Annotated in this window: 14 protein-coding genes; 4 read left to right on the top strand and 10 right to left on the bottom strand. The window is 72.3% G+C overall.

Translation table 11 applies throughout. From position 1 onward, the window contains the following. Nucleotides 1-291: 291 nt before the first annotated feature. Both ACFYXV_RS28475 and ACFYXV_RS28470 read right to left on the bottom strand, forming a co-directional pair. Entirely contained in the window at nt 292-1,959 is a 1,668-nt protein-coding gene (locus ACFYXV_RS28475; protein ID WP_389384376.1) for a M4 family metallopeptidase, read from the bottom strand. A 1,081-nt stretch (nt 1,960-3,040) separates the two neighbouring features. Then, entirely contained in the window at nt 3,041-3,616 is a 576-nt protein-coding gene (locus ACFYXV_RS28470) for a TetR/AcrR family transcriptional regulator (RefSeq protein WP_385465923.1), read from the bottom strand. Nucleotides 3,617-3,749: 133 nt separating this feature from the next. Here ACFYXV_RS28470 and ACFYXV_RS28465 point away from each other — a divergent pair, with 133 nt between their 5' ends. Beyond that, entirely contained in the window at nt 3,750-4,514 is a 765-nt protein-coding gene (locus ACFYXV_RS28465; protein ID WP_389384375.1) for an SDR family NAD(P)-dependent oxidoreductase, read from the top strand. Nucleotides 4,515-5,017: 503 nt separating this feature from the next. Here ACFYXV_RS28465 and ACFYXV_RS28460 read toward each other — a convergent pair. Together ACFYXV_RS28460 and ACFYXV_RS28455 are read right to left on the bottom strand one after the other, a co-directional pair. After that, nucleotides 5,018-5,368: a hypothetical protein gene (locus tag ACFYXV_RS28460; RefSeq protein WP_383496332.1), complete on the bottom strand. Its 351-nt coding sequence runs from the start codon at nt 5,366-5,368 to the stop codon at nt 5,018-5,020. A gap of 173 nt (nt 5,369-5,541) precedes the next feature. Further along, nucleotides 5,542-9,447, bottom strand: coding sequence for a helix-turn-helix domain-containing protein (locus ACFYXV_RS28455; RefSeq protein ID WP_389384374.1), 3,906 nt, complete (start codon nt 9,445-9,447; stop codon nt 5,542-5,544). Nucleotides 9,448-10,105: 658 nt separating this feature from the next. On the opposite strand from ACFYXV_RS28455, the gene ACFYXV_RS28450 reads away from it, so the two are divergent. From ACFYXV_RS28450 to ACFYXV_RS28440, 3 genes are all read left to right on the top strand, one after another. After that, a complete protein-coding gene (locus ACFYXV_RS28450) occupies nt 10,106-10,510 on the top strand; it encodes a protease inhibitor I42 family protein (protein ID WP_389384373.1) in 405 nt (134 codons plus the stop codon). Nucleotides 10,511-10,644: 134 nt separating this feature from the next. Beyond that, nucleotides 10,645-11,037, top strand: a complete 393-nt coding sequence (locus ACFYXV_RS28445; RefSeq protein WP_385465935.1) for a hypothetical protein — start codon at nt 10,645-10,647, stop codon at nt 11,035-11,037. Between the two features lie 40 nt (nt 11,038-11,077). Further along, nucleotides 11,078-11,371, top strand: a complete 294-nt coding sequence (locus tag ACFYXV_RS28440; protein WP_389384372.1) for a metallophosphoesterase family protein — start codon at nt 11,078-11,080, stop codon at nt 11,369-11,371. A 177-nt stretch (nt 11,372-11,548) separates the two neighbouring features. Here the strand turns inward: ACFYXV_RS28440 and ACFYXV_RS28435 are convergent, their stop codons facing one another. The 6 genes from ACFYXV_RS28435 to ACFYXV_RS28410 all read right to left on the bottom strand — a co-directional run bounded on the left by ACFYXV_RS28435 (nt 11,549) and on the right by ACFYXV_RS28410 (nt 17,334). Then, nucleotides 11,549-12,391, bottom strand: a complete 843-nt coding sequence (locus ACFYXV_RS28435) for a tyrosinase family protein (protein ID WP_389384371.1) — start codon at nt 12,389-12,391, stop codon at nt 11,549-11,551. Further along, entirely contained in the window at nt 12,388-12,813 is a 426-nt protein-coding gene (locus ACFYXV_RS28430; RefSeq protein ID WP_389384370.1) for a tyrosinase family oxidase copper chaperone, read from the bottom strand. The genes ACFYXV_RS28435 and ACFYXV_RS28430 overlap by 4 nt, the downstream gene beginning before the upstream one ends. A gap of 205 nt (nt 12,814-13,018) precedes the next feature. After that, on the bottom strand, nt 13,019-15,148 hold the full coding sequence (locus ACFYXV_RS28425; protein ID WP_389384369.1) for a hypothetical protein: 2,130 nt from the start codon (nt 15,146-15,148) through the stop codon (nt 13,019-13,021). After that, the gene (locus tag ACFYXV_RS28420) at nt 15,135-15,491 is read right to left on the bottom strand and encodes a hypothetical protein (RefSeq protein WP_389384368.1); all 357 of its coding nucleotides are present in this window, start codon (nt 15,489-15,491) and stop codon (nt 15,135-15,137) included. Before ACFYXV_RS28420 ends, ACFYXV_RS28425 begins: the two co-directional genes overlap by 14 nt. Continuing rightward, nucleotides 15,488-16,954 (bottom strand): PrsW family glutamic-type intramembrane protease, encoded by a 1,467-nt coding sequence (locus tag ACFYXV_RS28415; RefSeq protein ID WP_389384367.1) that lies wholly within the window; start codon nt 16,952-16,954, stop codon nt 15,488-15,490. Before ACFYXV_RS28415 ends, ACFYXV_RS28420 begins: the two co-directional genes overlap by 4 nt. Next, on the bottom strand, nt 16,951-17,334 hold the full coding sequence (locus ACFYXV_RS28410; protein WP_389384366.1) for a PT domain-containing protein: 384 nt from the start codon (nt 17,332-17,334) through the stop codon (nt 16,951-16,953). The genes ACFYXV_RS28415 and ACFYXV_RS28410 overlap by 4 nt, the downstream gene beginning before the upstream one ends. Nucleotides 17,335-17,413: the final 79 nt, after the last annotated feature.

Here is a 17,413-nt window from a genome sequence, read left to right as displayed (position 1 = left end):
CCAGGCAGGTCAGGGAAGGCCGCATCCCCATACGGCCAGGCCGGAAGCCGACGGGCTCGGCGGCATGCGGCGGGTGGCCGCAGTCCGCAGGATGGTGATCACCGGGGCGGCGCAGGACCCGTCGTCCATACCGACGCCACTGGTTCGAGGTACCGCCATGTCCAGAACGGCTCGGCTGCCGACCACGTATCTCCTCGTCCCTGTCGTGTTTCCTCAGCCATGTTCGGGGCAGAACGCGGTGGCGCCGCACCGGTTCGACATCGGTGCGGCGCCGCGTGCTTGCTCCGGGGGTCAGGGCTTGACGTTCACCCCGGCCCAGGCGGCGGCCACTGCCTTGGCCTCGGCACTGTTCGCGCCGTACAGGTCGGCGGCCGCCTTCAACGTGCCCTCGCGGGCACCGTGGTAGTCGGTGGTGGAGGTGAAGTACGCGGTCAGCGCCTTGTACCAGATCTGAACCGCCTTGTCCCGGCCGATGCCGGTGACCGTCGAGCCGTCCACGGTCGGGCTGTCGTAGTGCACGCCGTTGATGTCCTTCGCCCCACTGCCCTCGGACAGCAGGTAGAAGAAGTGGTTGGCAACGCCGGAGGAGTAGTGAACGTCGAGGTTGCCGACGCCGGCGCTCCAGTAGTCGGCCGAGCCCCGGCCGTCCTTGCTCGGCTTGTCCTGATAGCGCAGCGGATTGCCGTTGCCGAAGATGTCGATCTTCTCGCCGAGCAGGTAGTCGCCCTTGTCCTGGGCGTTGTTCGCGTTCCACTCCACCGCGGTGCCGAAGATGTCCGAGGTGGCCTCGTTCAGGCCGCCGGACTCTCCCGAGTACTGGAGGTCCGCGGTGGCGGAGGTCACGCCGTGGCTGAACTCGTGGCCGGCCACGTCGAGCTGGGTCAGGGCGTGCTGGTTGCTCGCGCCGTCTCCATAGGTGATCGTGAAGGACTGGTCGTCCCAGAACGCGTTCTGGTAGGCGTTGCCGTAGTGGACACGGGAGACCGGAGCCCGCCCGTCGTTCTTGATGCCGTTGCGGTGCAGGACGTTCTTGTAGAAGTCCCAGGTCTGAGCGGCACCGTAGGCGGCGTCCACGGCGGCCGTCTGGTTGTTGGCGGGCAGTCCGTTCCCCCACTTGTTGTCCGCGTCGGTGAAGACCGTGCCCTTGCCGCTCGTCTTGTGCTTGAGGTCGACGGTGCTGGAGCCACCGCGCACGCTGTCGACCAGGGAGTAACCCGTCGATGTCTTGGTGGTGTTGAGGGTGACGCTGCCGCTGTACTGGCTGGCGCCGGTGCCGACTGCGGCGGGCGCGGCGGCGCCGGCCTTGGCGGCCACGGATCCGCTCTTGGCGGTGACGCCATCGGCTATGTCGCGGATGAGCTGGGCCTCGTACAGTTTCTGGCCGGTGTTGGCGTCGGTGATGATGCGCAGTCGGCTCGGGGTGACGCCGTCGTGCTGGGTGCCCGTGACGACGGTCTCGTAGGCGAGGACGGGCTTGCCGTCGGCGGCCCAGATGACCTTGCGCGGGGCGTCACCGGTGGCGGCTCCCGTCGTGTTCGCGGCCTCGGCAGCCTGGACCGCGGCGGAGTTGGCGGCGGTCGGGGCCAGCTTCGGGGTGACCGAGGCGACCTTGATGTCGGCCTCGGTGGCCTTGGTGACCGATGTGACGGCACCGTCGGCGCCGCGGTGGACGACGAGGTCGCCGCCGAGGACGGGAAGGCCGGCGTAGGTGCGCTCGTAACGGGTGTGGACCGTGCCGTCGGCGTCCTTGATGACGTCCTTGACGACCAGCTTTTCCTCGCCACCGAGGTTGAGCGAAGCGGCGGTGCCCGCAGCCGAGTTGGCTTCGCCGGGCGCCGGGACGGCGCCCGCCGACGCGGCGGTGGTGCCGGCGGCGAGGAGGGTGCCGGTGAGGACGGCTGCGCCGGACACGAGGGCGAGACGGCGTGCCCTGCCGCCGGCGGGGGTGATCGACAACATGCGGATTCTCCAGAGAGTCGTGGGGAGTTGGACGGGATCGCCGTCCACCTCTGCAAGGAGGAATGCCTTGATGAGGAGGGAGACTCTCAGGAGGCCGTGGACATGTCACGGGGCGTAGATGATGGTTCGGCCGCTCATGTCGGATTCGCCGCCCACCTCTTCACGGGATGAACAAGATCCCGATACCTGCCGACACAGATGGCACAGGAATTCGCAACATGCCCGCAAAGAACTGCCCTAGGCGGAGCGGGAATTGACGCTGATGCCCCGACTGCCGGCAGCGGGGGTCAAGCGCGCGGCCCCCGTCGCGGCGCGGGTGCCGGAATCCGTCAACGGCATGCCCGGCATCGGCGGCGTGATCCGCGACGGCGCCGTCCCGCTCCCCGCAGAACTCACCTGGCTCCTCACCCATCCCGTCCGCCGAGCCGACGCCTTGGCCGCCGAGGAACCGCTGGTCGCGTCGAAGGCCCTCGCCGATCCGGGGTACGTCATCGCCCGGACCGGCCACGACGCAGCTCGCGGCTGCGCGGAGTACCGCCCGTCGACGGGGGCAACGGGGAGTCCAAGGACTACGGCGACGAGAACGACACCCCGCAGGCGGGCGTGTCCGGCAACCAGTGCTCCGGGGCGCGGTCCGCTCACGCCCTCCTGGAGCTACACCTGCGGTGCCGCCGGCGATGGCATCGGCTTCGACGGCCGACGGCTTCAGGAACCCCGACTCCGCGGCCAACGCCCGCGTTCAGCACTACACCGACTACTGCACCCTGGCGGGCCGGCGCATCGATCCGACCCCGCGGGGCCCCCAGCTGCTTGCCGCCGACCGGCTACGGAGGAGGCCCTGCCGGCCTCCCCGGACCGGATGGCAGGGAGAAGCGGCAGCCGGCCGCGAGTCGCCCGATCGGCGGCTCGAAGGGCTTGAAGGGGCTCGAAGGGGCTTGAGGGAGATCGGTGGCGCAAGACGGGCGAGAGGGCTAGTCTCGAAACAGGTAGAACGACCGGTCTTTCTCTTCGACTGGGTCGCGGCTCCCCCTGCCCCGGCAGGGGCTCACGAACGGAGCGCAGGGTGAGTGCTGTGAACGGATCAGCTGCGCGAGCGGATGAGCCGGACGGCATCCAGCAACGTCTTTTGGGCGCCTGCGGAAGCATCCAGATAGCCGGCGGCCATGGCGCCGTCGTACAGCATCAGCAGGGCTCCGGCCGCCGATCGCGGCTCGGCATGTCCGAGGCGGGTCAGCAGGTCCTCGAAGAGTTCACGGATCCACGCCCGGTGCGACGCCACCAGGCGGCGCACGGGGTGATCGGCATCGGGGTACTCCGCGGCCGCGTTCATGAAGGGCGACCCGCGAAACCCTCGCTCCAGCGCATGCCGGGAGATCGCCTCGAAGATCAGGTCGATCGCCTCGGCGGGCGGGTGCCCGGCGGCCAGCGGCTCGGCAACGGCCCGGTAGTAGGTCTCCTTGGTCTGGAGATAGGCCAGGACCAGGTCGTCCTTGGAGGCGAAATGCCGGTAGAAGGTGGCCTTCGTGACGCCTGCCTCCGCAATCAGCCGTTCCACCCCGATCGCGCGCACGCCCTCGTAGTAGAACAGCCGGGAAGCCGCCCGGACCAGCCGTTCCCTGGGCGGCCTGGCCCGGTCCGCATCCGCCTTCTCGTGCATGGGGTCCGTGGTCCGCCCGGTGATACTCACCTCCCCATTGTGCCCTCGGCCCGGACCGAGCCGAGACCGCCCCACGCCAACCCACCCCCGCAACGGCCGCGCACCCGCGGCCGTGGTCGAAAGGCTGCAAGGAATGACACGTCGTCTCGAAGGAACCGTCGCCCTGGTCACCGGGGCATCCAGCGGAATCGGGCACGCCACTGCCCGCGAGCTCAGCCGCCAGGGCGCGGCCGTGGCGCTCGTCGGCCGGCGCGAGGACCGGCTGACGGAACTCGCATCGCAGATCTCCGCCGAGGGCGGCACGAGTCTCGTCGTCCCCGCCGACCTCACCGACCCCCAGGCGGCCGCGGATGCCGTCGAACGCACCGTCACGGGCCTCGGCCGCCTGGACACCCTGGTCAACAACGCCGGTCTCATGCTGCTCGGCCCTGCTCCGGGTGCCGACATCGAAGGCTGGAGGCGCATGATCGACGTCAACCTGATGGGGCTGATGTACTGCTCCCACGCCGCCGTCCCCCACCTGCTGAAGGCTGCCGCCCAGGGCCCCCGCCAGGTGGCCGACATCGTCAACATCGGTTCCGTCGCCGGTCGCGTGGCATTCGGAATGTCGGCCGCGTACTGCGCCACCAAGTTCGGGGTCGGCGCGTTCAGCGAAGCACTGCGCCAGGAACTGACCGGCCAGCACGTACGCGTGTCGGTCATCGAACCCGGCAGCGTCGACACCGAACTGCGCACCCACAACCCCGACGCCGTCCAGGAGCAGCTCAGCGCCTACCTGGGTGACATCGAACGACTCCAGGGCCAGGACATCGCCGACACCGTCTCCTACGTCGTCACCCGCCCCCGGCACGTCGCCATCGCCGAGCTCCTCGTCCGCCCCACCGGTCAACAGATCTGAGCCGGGACGACCGAACCGGCCTCGGCCCGAGCCGGTCCGCTCGGCCGGCAACCTGCCCGGCCCACCCCGACCCGGCAGGAATGCTCCTGGGCGTCGGTACGGCGCACGCCGCCTCTCAGCCAGAACCCTGCGCAGCCGACCGCCGCCTCGCCGGTGGACCGAACCGTGGCCCACCGCCCGCCCGACCGGCGCTCCGCCAACCGCACCACCACGACGTCCAGGACCTGACGGCTCCCCCACGGTCCGCGGGGCGTACCCCGGCGGGTCCCGGGCACGTGGAAGGGGGGTTGGCAGCGGTCGGCCCGTTCGCCGCACGAAGGACCCGCGTGGCCGGCGGGATCGTCCGGACGCAGCCGGTCGGCGGGGTGCAGCTGCACCGTGCCCACCCGATACGGCCCGGACGGCACGGGTGGCCGCGGAGACCGGCCGGTAGCGGCACGCGCCGGCTCCCGGCCCCCGGCGTCAGCCGGGGACCGGGAGCCGGGAGCCGGGCCGGTGGACCGTCAGCAGTGGCCGACGCTGGTCTGGCCGCCCACCAGGGACGAGTGGACGTAGCCGGTCCCCACGTAGCTGGAGACGCGGAACCAGCGGTTCGAGGCGTAGTTCGAACTCGGCGGGTAGACCCACTGGGTGTCGGTCCAGCACAGCATCGTGACGCCGGTCCCGTTGGACAGGTAACCGAGCGATCCGCAGCCGGTGTTGGCGCAGGTGCGTTCGTTCGCCCCGCCGCTGTTGGACGAGATGTAACTGCCGGCCGCGTCGGCGCCGCCGGCGCCGGCGAGCAGACCGGTCAGGGCGACTGCGGCCGCGGCGGCGGCCAGTCCGGCCCGGGACCGCAGGGTGGTGGACGTCATGCGCATCGTCGTTCTCCTCGGGAGACTCGCGGTGGTGTGCGGCGCCCCGGCCGATCCGGCGGCGCTCCACCAGAGAGCCATCCGGACGGCGGCCGGGGGAAGGAATCGAGCGCAGGTCGACCAGGCCCGTACGGGGGTCCGTACAAGTCCGTACAGGCCGGCCGCCGGCCCGTTCACCGGCACGGCGGCGCGTACGGCAGTCCGGGGACGAGCTGGGCCCACTCCTGAGCGGTGATGACCGAACCCGCGCGCTCGCACAGCCTCCGGGCGATCTCCTCCTCGTCGCGGGACCAGAGCAGGGCGACCGGGCCGGCGCCGCCGGCCGCGAGGGAGCGGCCGTCCGGGCTGTACGCGACGGCGTAGGCCTTCCCGCCGAGGCCGCTCAGTACGGTGCGGGGCCGCGGCCGCCGCGGATCGGCGGTGTCCCACAGCCACACGGTGCCGTCCGTACTGGCGGCGGCGAGGGTACCGCCCTCGGGGGCGAAGGCAAGGGCGTACACGTAGCTGGTCGGCCCCGTCAGCGTCGGCCCGGCGGTGCGCGGGTGGCCCCCGCTCACGTCCCACAGCCACACGTCCCGGTCGGCGGTACCGGCCGCCAGGATCCGGCTGTCGGGGCTGAACGCGACGGACATGACGTAGCTGCCCGGTCCCCTCAGGGTCGATTCCATCACCGGCCGGCCGCCGCCCTGCGGGAGCCGCCACAGCAGCACCTGCTTGTCGACCGTGCCGGCGGCGAGCCACCGTCCGTCCGGGCTGAACGCCACCGAATAGACGTAGTTCGTCGGCTCGGACAGTTCCGCCGAGAGCTGCGGGTGCGCCGGGTTCACCGTGTTCCACACCCGTACCGTCCGCCCCTCGCTTCCCACGGCCAGGATCCGGCCCGTCCGGTCGAAGGCGGCGGACTGGATCGTTCCGGTGCCGCCGGTCAGGGTTTCCCCGTAGGGCTCGGCCCGGTCGGGGCGGGAGACGTCCCACAGCCACAACTTGCCTTCCCGGCCGCCCACGGCGAGGGTGCGGCCGTCCGGGGAGAAGGAGACGGTCGCGGAGTACCCCGTGGGATTGGTCAGGGGCTGCCCGACCGGGCGCGGGGTCCAGGGGTCGGAGACGTCCCACAGCTGTACGTCGCGCCCCCCGACGGCGAGCAGCTTCCCGTCCGGCGCGTAGCCGATCGCGTTGACCGTCCCCTGGAAGCCGCGGAGCGGGCGGGGAGGCAGCTGCCACAGGCGCACGGTCCCGTCGGCGGCGGCGGTCACCAGCTGTCGGCCGCCGGGATGGAAGGAGATCGAGGTGACCGGGCCCGGGTGCGGGAGCACGCCGGCGAGGACGTGCGTCCGGGCGTCGTACAGTCGCACCTGGTTGTCCGCGCTGCCCGTCGCCAGCCACTGCCCGTCAGGACTGCAGGCGACGGCGTTGACGTAGCTGGCCGGGCCGTCGGGGGTGGCCGGTGCCCCGCCGATCACGGCGGGCGGGGCGGGCGCGGAGCGGGGGGCGGGTACGTCCCACACCCGCGTGGACCGGTCCTGGCTCCCGGCCACGAGCCGTGCGCCGTCGGCCGTGAAGGCCAGCCCGAACACCGGGCCGCCCGCTCCGGTCATGGGCTGTCCGTACGCGAGCGGGTGCCCGGGATCGGCGAGGTCCCACAGGCGTACGGAGCCGTCCGCGCCCCCTGCGGCCAGCAGGGCCGCGCCGGGGCCGGGGCCGGAGCGGAACGCGACCGTGTGCACCGCCCCGGTGAAGCCGGTGAGGCGCGTCCCGGTCGCGGAGCCGCTTTCGGGGCTGCTCGCCGCGTTGCTCGCGGAGGTGCCCTCGGCGCCCGCCGACGGGGCCGTCACCTCCGGGTCCGGCCACAGGTACACCCCGCCGTCGGCACCCGCCGCGGCCAGCGTCCTGCCGTCCGGTGCGAAGGCCACCCCGTACACGGCCGAATCGGGCCCCTTGAACGACCGGGCCCCGGCCGCCGCCGGGTCGGGGGCCGACGGCTCCCACACCCGTATGGTCCCGTCCCCGGACCCGGCGGCGAGCCGCCGGCCGTCCGGACTGAAGGCGAGCGCGTACACCGTGTCGGCGAACGTGACCGGCGCCGCCCCCAGGGGTCGCGGCCGCTGCGGATCGCGCAGGTCCCACAGCGCGACCTGGTGGTCCAGGCCGCCCGCGGCCAGGGTGTGTCCGTCCGGGCTGAGGGCCACCGCCTGTACGACGCCGCGGAACGCGAGTATCCGGGTCACGGCGGGCAGCGCCGAGGCGTCCATCAGCGCCTCCCGGGCCTCGGCCGTGGGTGCCGTCCGGTACGCCACCAGAGCGAGTTGCGCGGAGAGGGCGAGGTCGCTGCCCCGCAGCCGTTCGGCGCGCGCCGCCACCAGCCGGGACAGCGCGACGGCCTGTTGTCCCTGCGCGTCACGGCGCTGGACCACAGCGACACCGGTGAGCAGGCCGGAAAGGACGACCAACAGCGAGAGCAGGACGAGGAGCCGGCGCAGCCGGCGGGCGCCGCGCGTCTCGCGCCGGACCCGGCCGTCCTCCGCCAGCCGGCTCGCGTCGAGGAACTCGCCCTCCCGTGCGTCGAGTTCCGGGGCGTGGCCGCTGTCCCGAGCCCAGCCGGAGGTCACTGCCAGGCGGGTGCCCCGGTAGAGCAGCGAGGGGTCGCGGCCGTGCGCGAGCCACCGGTCGGCGTCACGCGTCAGGTCCTGCCGGACGATCTGTCCGGCCCGGTCGGCGTCGATCCAGCCGCGCAGCCTCGGCCAAGCGGTGAGCAGCGCCTCGTGGGTGATCCTGGCGCCGTCGCCGTCGAGTGTGACCAGGCGGCGGTCGACGAAGCGCTCCAGGACCGCGTACACGTCTCCGGCTCGGTCGGGGTGCCCCACGGGCGGGGGCAGCGGCAGCAGCCTGCGCGCGTCGGGCACCCCGTCGCCCACCGCGACCATCCGCAGGAACAGCTGCCGCGCGCGTGCGCACTCGGCCTCCGACAGTCCCGCGTACACCTCCTCCGCCGTCTCGGAGACGGCTGCGGACATGCCGCCGCCCGCGCGGTAGTCGGCGATGGTCAGCGCAGTGCCGCGGCCGCGTTCCCAGGTCGACAGCAGCGCGTGCGACAGGAGGGGCAGGGCCCCGGGGCCGGAGTCCCGCAAGTCGGCGAGGAGTACGTCGATGAACCCCTCGTCCAGGACGAGACGGGCCTTGGCGGCGGGGCCGCCGACCACGGCGCGGATCTCGTCGTCGCTGAGCGCGCCCACGACGGTCTGACCCTTCTGCAGGGCTGCCGCCAGGGAAGGCTGGTCGAGGGCCTGGCCGTAGAAGTCGGCGCGCAGGCAGCCCGTGACGCGCACGTCGGGGGCGGGGAGGGCCGCGAGGCACCGCAGGAACCCCTCCCGTGCGGCGGGGTCGGGGCACGCGGTGAACACCTCCTCCAGCTGGTCGACCGCCACGACGACGCGTACGCCCTCGCGCCGGGCCGCCGCCGAGACGCGTGCGGCGAGTTCGAGGGGATCGCCCACCAGATCCGCCCACTCCGCGGCCAGTGCGTCCTCGGCGGACAGGGCGGACAGGGCGGACACCAGGGCGCGCATCGGGTCGCGGCCGGGGGCGAGCAGGAGCGGTGTGCAGCCGTGCTCACCGCGGAGGACGGGCAGCACGCCTGCTCGCAGGAGCGAGGACTTCCCGGAACCAGAGGCTCCGACGAGCAGTTGGGGGACGTCGGTGCCCCCTTCGGCGAGGATCCGGTCCACGATGACCGCCCGCAGGTCGTCCCGGCCGAAGAACCAGTCGGCGTGGCGTTCCTCGAAGCCCGCCAGCCCCCGGTAGGGCGACGCGCCTCCCGCGACGCGCAGGACCCCGGACCGTCGCAGCTCGGCGAGCCGTTCCAGCCAGCGTTCGATTTCAGCCGCGTCGGTCACCCCGCAGACGTGCAGCACCCGGCGGAACAGGGGCAGGGACCCCAACGACGGCAGGTTCTGGCCGGCGAACCAGCCGCCGATGGTGCTGTGCGCGCCCGGTGCGCCGACGCGGGCGGCGACCGCGCGGACGGTCAGGTCGGCCTTCTCGCGCAGACGCGTCAGCTCGATCGCGAACTCTCCGCGCGACAAGGGTGGTTGGGTGTGGAACGGGGTGGGGTCCATGGGGCCTCCGGGGTCCGGTTCCGCTCGGGCGGTGATGCCGGTGAACCACCCTTCCCGCGTCGATCCGGCCGCGTGGCCGGAACGCCTCGATCCGGGCCCTTTCGACGCCGCCCCACCGGCCCTTTCCGGCCACTCACTACCGCCTCCGAGCCCTCACGCGCCCCGCTGCCCCCGGCTCCCTCGCTGCCGGCCGGCGGAGCCGCCGCTGACGGCGTCGGCGGGCACCCGTCGATGTGGGCTCCGGCATCCACGGCGTTCCGCGTTCGATGGTGATCCCGATGTCGCACCGGTCGTCGTGGCCGCTCCTCCAGCCGCTCAATGCAGTCACGCAACGTGCCCGTGCGCACGGCGCTCCGGGAGGAGGACCCGGTACGGGCCGGCCAGGTCCGCCCGCTGCACGGCCGCATTCACCCGTTTGGCCGAACCTCTGTCGGCAGAAGCGCCTCCAGACAGGCGTGACGATGCCGAGCCTCCCCCGCCTCAGCCACCGCCCGGAAGCCGCTTCAGCCGCCGCGTGGCCGTGGGCGATGCGGTTGCGTCGGCCGTCGGCAAGAGGCGTGCTGGTTCGACACGGAGGTCCTCGCCCGAGGCAGCACGCCTCCCGATCCGAGCAGGAGGATCCCGGATGCCTCCCCTTCTTCGTACGGCCGCCGCCGCGGCCCTCTGCGCCCTCGCCGTCTTCCCCACCGAGGCCGCCGGCGCCGTGCCCACGGCGCACGCGACGGGCTCGGACGCCGATCGGAGCGTCACTCTCCGCCTCGGTCAGTCCACGGACGTCGTCCTCGAGGAGAACCCGAGCACCGGCTACGAGTGGCAGATCACGGCCCTCCCCTCCCCACTGCGCCTGAAATCCTCCACCTACACGCCCTCACCGAACCCGTCTCACATGGTGGGCAGAGGGGGCGTCCACACCTTCCGCTTCACCGCCGTCCGACGCGGCACCGGGGACCTGAAATTCGCCTACCGACGACCCGGGGAGTCCTCCACGCCGCCCGGGGAGACGCTGACCGTGAAGGTCGCCGTGCGCTGACGTCGCCTCGCCGCGCCCGTCCACTCCCGAGACGGCAGCCCCTCCCACGTGCACCCGATGTGCCGGTCCGGTACTCAGTGGGGCTAGGTAGGCGCACTCTGTCGCGCGCCGGCGGCGAACCCCATGCTTGGACCATGAACCGCAAGCCACTGGCAGTCGTCCACGTCCTGCTCACCTTCGTCGTCGCGGTCGCCGCATGGGCCGCCTGGCTGGGCTGGGACCAGCATCGCGACGTGCACCCCGACGGTTCGGTGACGGGCCCGTACGAGGCGTGGCAGGTGGCCGGGCTCGTACTGACCGTCGCCGCCTGCGTCGTCTGGTCCACGTCGCGGGGGCATCCCGCGGCTGCCGTGCTCGGCACCACGGCGGGGATGGGCGCGGCCTCGTATTACGACTGGTCGGACGATTCCAGCGGGCTCTTCGCACTCGGCGTGGCCATGGTCGTGGTGGGTACCCTCGCGGGGACCTCCGCCCTCGCCGCCCTGCTCCCGCACGTGACACGCGGTGGTCGTCGCGGAGGACCATGAGCCGCGCCCCGCTGCCTTGGGCCGCACGCGGCTGCTGCTGATGTCCGACACCCACGTCCCCACCCGCGCACGCTCACTCCCCGCAGCCGTGCTGACGGCCGTCGACGAAGCCGATGCCGTCCTGCACCCGGGGGACTGGGTCGACGAGGCCGCTCTCGACGTGCTCGTGTCCGGCCACAGCCACATCCCCTGGGACACCACGGTGGGGAGCCTGCGCCTGCTCAACCCCGGCTCCGCCACCGACCGCAGGCGCCAACCCTTCCGCACGTTCATGACCGCCACGGCCGAGCACGGCAAGATCCACGACGTCACGCCGCACCGGATCCTCGCGTAGCGGAGGAGCGCAGCCGGTGGGGGCCTCAGGGCAGACCCCGCTGGAGCGCGAGGTCCGAGGGCGTGCGGCAGTACACGGCATGCGACGCGGGCGATGCGAAGACGTGCACGGTGACCGTCGGCGCGACGTGGCGGCAGAGCCCGCGACCTGAGCCGGAGCCCGGCTCGAAGCCCCGTGCTACGAGCGCTGCCCGGCGCCCTCCGTGTCGAACGTGTAGTAGCGGTGATGGTCGAGCAGGTCGGCCGGGGTCACGTTGTTCCACGGGCTCAGGACGGACCGCAGGTCCACCACGTTCGGCGTCCGGACGGCGGGCAGGTAGCCCGACTTCGGGTGCTTCGCCTGCCACTCGGCCCACAGCTTGTCGATGAAGGCGTGGTGCAGCCAGAACACCGGGTCGTTGGGAGAGGCGGCGGAGGTCATCTGGCCGCCGACCCACATGTGCACCCGGTTGTGCAGGTTGACGCCCCGCCAGCCCTCCAGGGCGTTGCGGAACCCCTTCGAGGCGCTGTTCCAGGGAGCGGTGTCGTACTCCGGTATGGAGATCACGGAGTCCACGTCGGCCCGCGTCGGCAGCTGCGGGGTCCCGGTGCCGAGGCCGCGTCGCAGGTACGTGCGCCGGTCCACGCCCACCGTCAGGGCCCACTTGCCGCCCTGGAAGGCGAACGGCCCGTCGAGTACTTGGCCGTCGCCCGACCGGCGGGTGCCGCCCATGAAGTCGGAAGCCCATAGCGAGGAGTTGGCCGTACGGTCGGCCGTCCAGTCCCAGTAGGGAAGGGAGACGTTCTTGTCGATTCGCTGGAGCGCCGCCTCGAAGTCCAACAGGAACCGGCGGTGCCAGGGCAGGAAGGAGGGTGAGCGGTGGCCCGTCCGGTCGCCGAAGTCCGAGTCGTTCAGCAGGTACCAGTTGTGGGCGTTGACGTACCGGTCGTAGATGCCCGTCCGCTTGAGTTCGAGGACCGCGTTGACGAAGGCGCTCTTCTCGGCCGGTGTAAGGGTGGCCTGGTTCTTGCGGACGGTCACAGCTTGGCCTCTTTGGCGGTGAAAGGGACGAGGGCCGCGCCCTGGAGCTCGCGGACGGCGGCCCGGGCGGCCGAGACCGGGTCCGGGAAGGTCTCGTAGTGGTTGACGACGGTGACCCAGCTGCCATCGGCGTTGGGCATGATGTGCAGGTCGTTGCCGTCGATCTTGACCGTGGGCATCACCATGCCGTGGTGGCCGCCTGGACCCACGGTGATCTGGATGCGGTGGCCCTCGTAGGTCTCGTCGATGGTGCCGGTGGGCAGGGAGACGGGCGCTCCGGACGGGCCGGCCGCCCCCGAGGCACCGGAGGGTCCGGCCTCCGGCGCCGAGGAGGTCGATTCGGGCGAGCAGGCCGCCAGTCCGGCGGCCGCGGCAACGGCGGAGCCGAGCCCCAGCGCCTGTCGGCGAGTGATCATGTTCATGGCTTGAATATGTATCAGAAGCCTTCGAACACTTGAGCGACGGCTCACACGCTTACGGCCCGGTCAGGTTGGAATGGCGGCGGGTGCGTGCCGGTGCCGGGGTCATCTTACGTGGCCATGACAGCAGGTATCGGCCAGGCCGGCCGCAGGGGGCGGGGGCCGAGCGCGCCTGCGGGACGCGGGGCGAGCCTCTCCGACGCCGTCCTCACCCCGACCCCGGGGCACGGTCCCCGCGCCGGCTCCGGAAGCCGAACAGGAGGCCCACCAGGGCGAGCAGGACGATGGCCAGCCACGGTCCGTTCCCGCCCGTCAGCCTGTCGGCGTCGTCCTTGAGCCCGTCCCAGAAGCCCTGCTCGGGCGCCCGGGCGGCCCCGCCCAGCCAGATCGAGCCGTCGGGCGCGGTGACCGCCTTGGCCGCGGAGTCCTGCGCGGCCCGGTTGAGCTGCGGGTACCTCTGCTGGGCCTCCGCCGCGCCCACGGCGGTCAGCCGGACGTTCGTCAGGTCGGCCCCGCCGTAGACGAACCGGGTGACGCGCTGGACCCCGCTCTCGGTGGCTTCCCGCGTGATGTCGAATTCCTTGTCGCGGTACGAGCGGACGTAGTCCTCGAAGACCTGCTTCGGGCGCCAGCTGCCCTCCAGCCGGGCCGGGCCCAGGCTCCCGGATCCGATGATCTTGTCAAACGAGGTCCGGTGTCCCTGCTGGTGCCGCTCGCGGACCCACTGCGCGACGATGCGGGCCATGAACGCGCGCCGCAGGGGTGCGTACTCCGGCGCGGTGTTGACCGCCTTCACCACCTCGGGCAGTACGAGGGTGCGATGCAGTTCCTCGTTGCGGGCATCGGTGGCCGGGTCCGCCTTGCACGGCTGGGAGGAAGGGTCGTCGATGTGGTCCGACTTCGTCTTCACGTCGAGCAGCGCCTTGAGGATCTGGAGGGATCCGCCGTCCTCGCGCACCTCCACCTGTCCGGGCACGATCCACATCCGCCCGGAGAAGCAGAGGGAGCCGTCCGCACCGGGCCGGATCTGCTGCCAGTACTTCGCGCCCGTCTCCGTGTCGGGGTGCAGGATCCGCGCCTCGGTGCGCTTCATCTGCAGGTCCGCCTCCAGCATGGCCTTTCCGGCGTTGGTCTCCCCCAGGGCGGGGTCGACGATGCGGTCCGGTTCGGCGGGGTTGAGGTTGACCCAGAACTTCTGCGGGTCCAGCACCAGCCAGGTCCGCAGGTCGTCGCCCAGGTTCTCCACCATGCGCGCCCCGAGTCCGGGGTCCTGCTGGTAGCCCTCGGGCAGGGGCTGTGCGGAGTACGCGTACTGCACCCCGTCCGAGCCGTCGGAGAAGTAGCGCATCTCCAGGGTCGAGAAATCCACGCCGCCGTAGGTCGTGCCGGGCGGTGCGAGCGCCTGGTCGAGGGCTCCCGGCCGCGCGCCCCCTGCCGACCCGGCGCACGGGTCGGCAGCCCTGTGCAGGGGCATCGCCATGACGTAGCGTCCACTGCCGCTCCCCATCGAGGTGCACGCGGTGGTGGCCTGGCTGCCCGGTACCGGCAGGGCCGCCTTCGCCTGCTTCTCCTTCTCCTTCCTCTCCCTGGCCAGTTGGGAGATGCCCTGGCTCGTGATGGCGGCCACCCGGTTCGCCGATGCCTTCCTGTCCTGGCTGGTCTCGTACGGCGTACCGGACTTGAAATTCTTCTCGGGGATGCTGCTGGTGAGCTTCTCGCAGGGCCCGCAGCGGCCGCGGTCCGAGTATCCGGCGATCGCCCTCCCCTTCAGCTGGTCGATCGCTTCGGCCCGCAGGCCGAGGACGCCGAGGAGGGGGTTCAGGACCTTGTCGTAGATGACGGACTCGGAGTGGTTCCAGCCCGGATCGTTGACGGCGGCGAACTCCAGCAGCGGACCGTCCCCCGCGATGCCGATCTCGTCGAAGAGCGCCTCGTTGCCCTCGCGCCTCAGCAGCCTGCCGTAGCCGGTGTGGCGGCCGCTGAACTTGGTGGTCTCCTCTCCGAACGTCCTGGTGATGGCTTCCAGATGGAACGGCCGGAAGCCGGTCAGGTCGAACCAGATGACGGCAAGGTTGCGGGCTCCGTCCGTCATCTTGAGCTTGTCGTGGGCTTCGATCCCGGCCCGGCTGATCGGGTTCTTCAGGAGTTCGCGCGCGATGTCCGCGAACTCCCCCGCCACCTCGGACTGGCCGGGAGACGGCGTGGGCGCGGCCACCGCCGCCGGCACCGCCGCGGGCACCGGCAGACCGGCGATCAGCAGTGCGACGGCCAGGACCACGGCGCGCACGGTGCGGCTCCGGCGGCCCGCCCCCGGCGGGCCGGCGCTACTGCCCGGCATGGCCGTCTCCCTCCTCCGGCGGGACCACACCCGCGGCCTCCAGGTATCCGGTCAGCGCCGGGTCCGAACCCATGGCCTCCTCCCCCCGCCGGTAGGCGCGGCGGCCCGCCACGCCGAGCGCTCCGAGCACCAGGACGGCGACCCCGCCGGCTCCTGCGAGCGAGGTGCCCGTCGAACAGCTGCTGTGGCGGCTCGGCCCCCCGATGTCCAGGGACGGCTTGTATCCGATGCCGACCACACAGGCCGAGGCGGACGGGGCCGACAGCAGCATGCTGCAGGCGAGCAGGGCGGCGGCCCCGGTGATCCGTGCGGCAACCACGGCGGCGGTGCGGCGGCCCGTCATGAGCCGGCCTCCGACCGTCCGCCTTTCAGCCGCAGTATTCGCGCGCGCAACACGTCTCCTTGTGGTTCGAGGTCCGGGTCTTCCCGCACCCACCGGCTGACGAGGTCCAACTGGGCGGTCTGCAGGCGGTGCAGCCGCAGGGCCGCCCGCCGTCCGTACCGGCGGCTGGTGCGCGCCAACGCCCAGAACCGCAGCGCGGGCGAGACCAGCACGGTCTCCTCCGCCCTCGTGACGGCCGGGTGGCCGGTCGCGGCCTCTGCGGCCGTCGCGGCCCGCAGGGCCTGACCGCGCTCGCGCAGTCCGAGTACGAGGAGCACCACGGCCAGGGCGATGAACGGCAATTGCGGCAGCAGCCAGAGCAGGGGTGAGACCACCAGGGTGTCAAGCGTGCTGCCGGTTTCGACCTGGCCCCGCAGCCGGGAAGACAGCCACCCGGACAGCACCTCGGCCGCCGTCGCCCCGCCGGCGCCCGCGGCCAGGGCTGCCGCGGCGACCGCAGCGCGACGCCGCGCCCGGGTCGCAAGCGCGAGACCTGCTCCCAGCAGCGCGCCGAAGGCCACCTGCCCTCCGAGCAGGCCGATCGACTGCCTGATCCAGTACTCGAAGCCGCCGGTCGTCCCGAAGAAGGAGCCGAGCGAGCCGTAGATCTTGATGAACAGGATGCTCTCCACGAAGCTGTATCCCAGCCCGACCGCGGCTCCGAGGGTCAGGCCGGTGACCGCGTCGGTCACGCGGTACCGGAACAGCACGAGGAGCAGCAGCACGCCGGCCGCGACGACGAGGGCGTTGACGACGCCCAGGTGCACGATCACCAGGTCGATGGTGCGGAACTGGTTCCTGGTGAACTGGCCGAGGTCGCCACCGGGACTGCTGCCCAGGTGGCCGCTGATGGTGGCGAACGCGAGGCCGGTGTAGGCGCGGCCGAGGCCGAAGACGATCAGCGCGCCCCAACCGAACGCGGCCAGCAGCGCCGCGAGCGGCACGCGGGCGAACCGTACCCCGGCGCGCAGCAGGAGCAGCACGAACACGGTGCTCGGCAGACAGGCCAGTGTCACCGGGAAGTACTCGACCAGCACCATCAGCGGGATCAGCCCGAACGGCAGCAGCAGGAGCCCCAGCGTCACCCATGTCAGTACCGCGGCCCGCCGGTCGGGCTGCCGGGTGACGGCGATGAACACCTGGATCAGCACGCCCGCCACGATGCCGGCCAGCACGCCCCAGAAGACGGCGCGCGGCATGGACAGCAGGCGGTCGAGCGAGCCCGGGAATCCCGGCATGCCGGCGAGGTCGGACGGCAGCTCGTAGAAGATCGACAGGGCCGGTTCGTCGGGCAGCAGCCGGGTCCGCGTCAGGTTTCCCAGTAGCTCGACCACGTACAGCGCGACGGCGCCGCGGGCGATCAGCAGCGCCTTCGCCGTGGCGGCCCGGTCGTCCCGGAGGTCTTGGAAAACGCGTCCGTTCACGAGCCGCCTCCCGGCACGACGGGCAAGCTGGGCAAGGACGTGGGGAGCCCGGGTAGGTCGCTCGGGAAGTTCGTCGGCAAGTTCGTGGGGAAGCCGGTGGGGAAGTTCGTGGGGAATCCCGTGGGGAAGCCCGTGGGGAAGCCCGTCGGACGATCCGTCGGGAAGCCCGACGGGAGCCCTGTCGGGGAGCCGTTCGGGAGCACGGTCGGCAGCGAGGGCAGCCGCGGGACGCTCACGTCGTTGGCCCCCGAGAGGTCGATCACCAGCGAGGCGGCCAGCAGCACCGTCCCGAGGAGCCCGGCGCCCAGCACCACCCGGATCTGACGGCCGGGCGGCCCGGTATCGGCCTCGGGAACGGGTCGGGGCAGCGGTTCGCTCACGCCATACTCCACTCAGCTGGGCAGTTCACGGCAGGTTCGCGGCGCCGCGAACACGTCGACCGGACGCTACGGGGGAGCG

This window comes from Streptomyces sp. NPDC002181 (genome assembly GCF_042890485.1).
In the GTDB taxonomy this organism is placed as follows: Bacteria; Actinomycetota; Actinomycetes; order Streptomycetales; family Streptomycetaceae; genus Streptomyces.
This window is presented reverse-complemented; position numbering and strand designations above follow the sequence as displayed.

Coding starts and splice junctions, on each gene's coding strand:
- ACFYXV_RS28475 (WP_389384376.1), bottom strand. CDS start 1,959: ATGTTGTCGATCACCCCCGCCGGCGGCAGGGCACGCCGTCTCGCCCTC.
- ACFYXV_RS28470 (WP_385465923.1), bottom strand. CDS start 3,616: ATGCACGAGAAGGCGGATGCGGACCGGGCCAGGCCGCCCAGGGAACGG.
- ACFYXV_RS28465 (WP_389384375.1), top strand. CDS start 3,750: ATGACACGTCGTCTCGAAGGAACCGTCGCCCTGGTCACCGGGGCATCC.
- ACFYXV_RS28460 (WP_383496332.1), bottom strand. CDS start 5,368: ATGACGTCCACCACCCTGCGGTCCCGGGCCGGACTGGCCGCCGCCGCG.
- ACFYXV_RS28450 (WP_389384373.1), top strand. CDS start 10,106: ATGCCTCCCCTTCTTCGTACGGCCGCCGCCGCGGCCCTCTGCGCCCTC.
- ACFYXV_RS28445 (WP_385465935.1), top strand. CDS start 10,645: ATGAACCGCAAGCCACTGGCAGTCGTCCACGTCCTGCTCACCTTCGTC.
- ACFYXV_RS28440 (WP_389384372.1), top strand. CDS start 11,078: ATGTCCGACACCCACGTCCCCACCCGCGCACGCTCACTCCCCGCAGCC.
- ACFYXV_RS28430 (WP_389384370.1), bottom strand. CDS start 12,813: ATGAACATGATCACTCGCCGACAGGCGCTGGGGCTCGGCTCCGCCGTT.
- ACFYXV_RS28425 (WP_389384369.1), bottom strand. CDS start 15,148: ATGCCGGGCAGTAGCGCCGGCCCGCCGGGGGCGGGCCGCCGGAGCCGC.
- ACFYXV_RS28420 (WP_389384368.1), bottom strand. CDS start 15,491: ATGACGGGCCGCCGCACCGCCGCCGTGGTTGCCGCACGGATCACCGGG.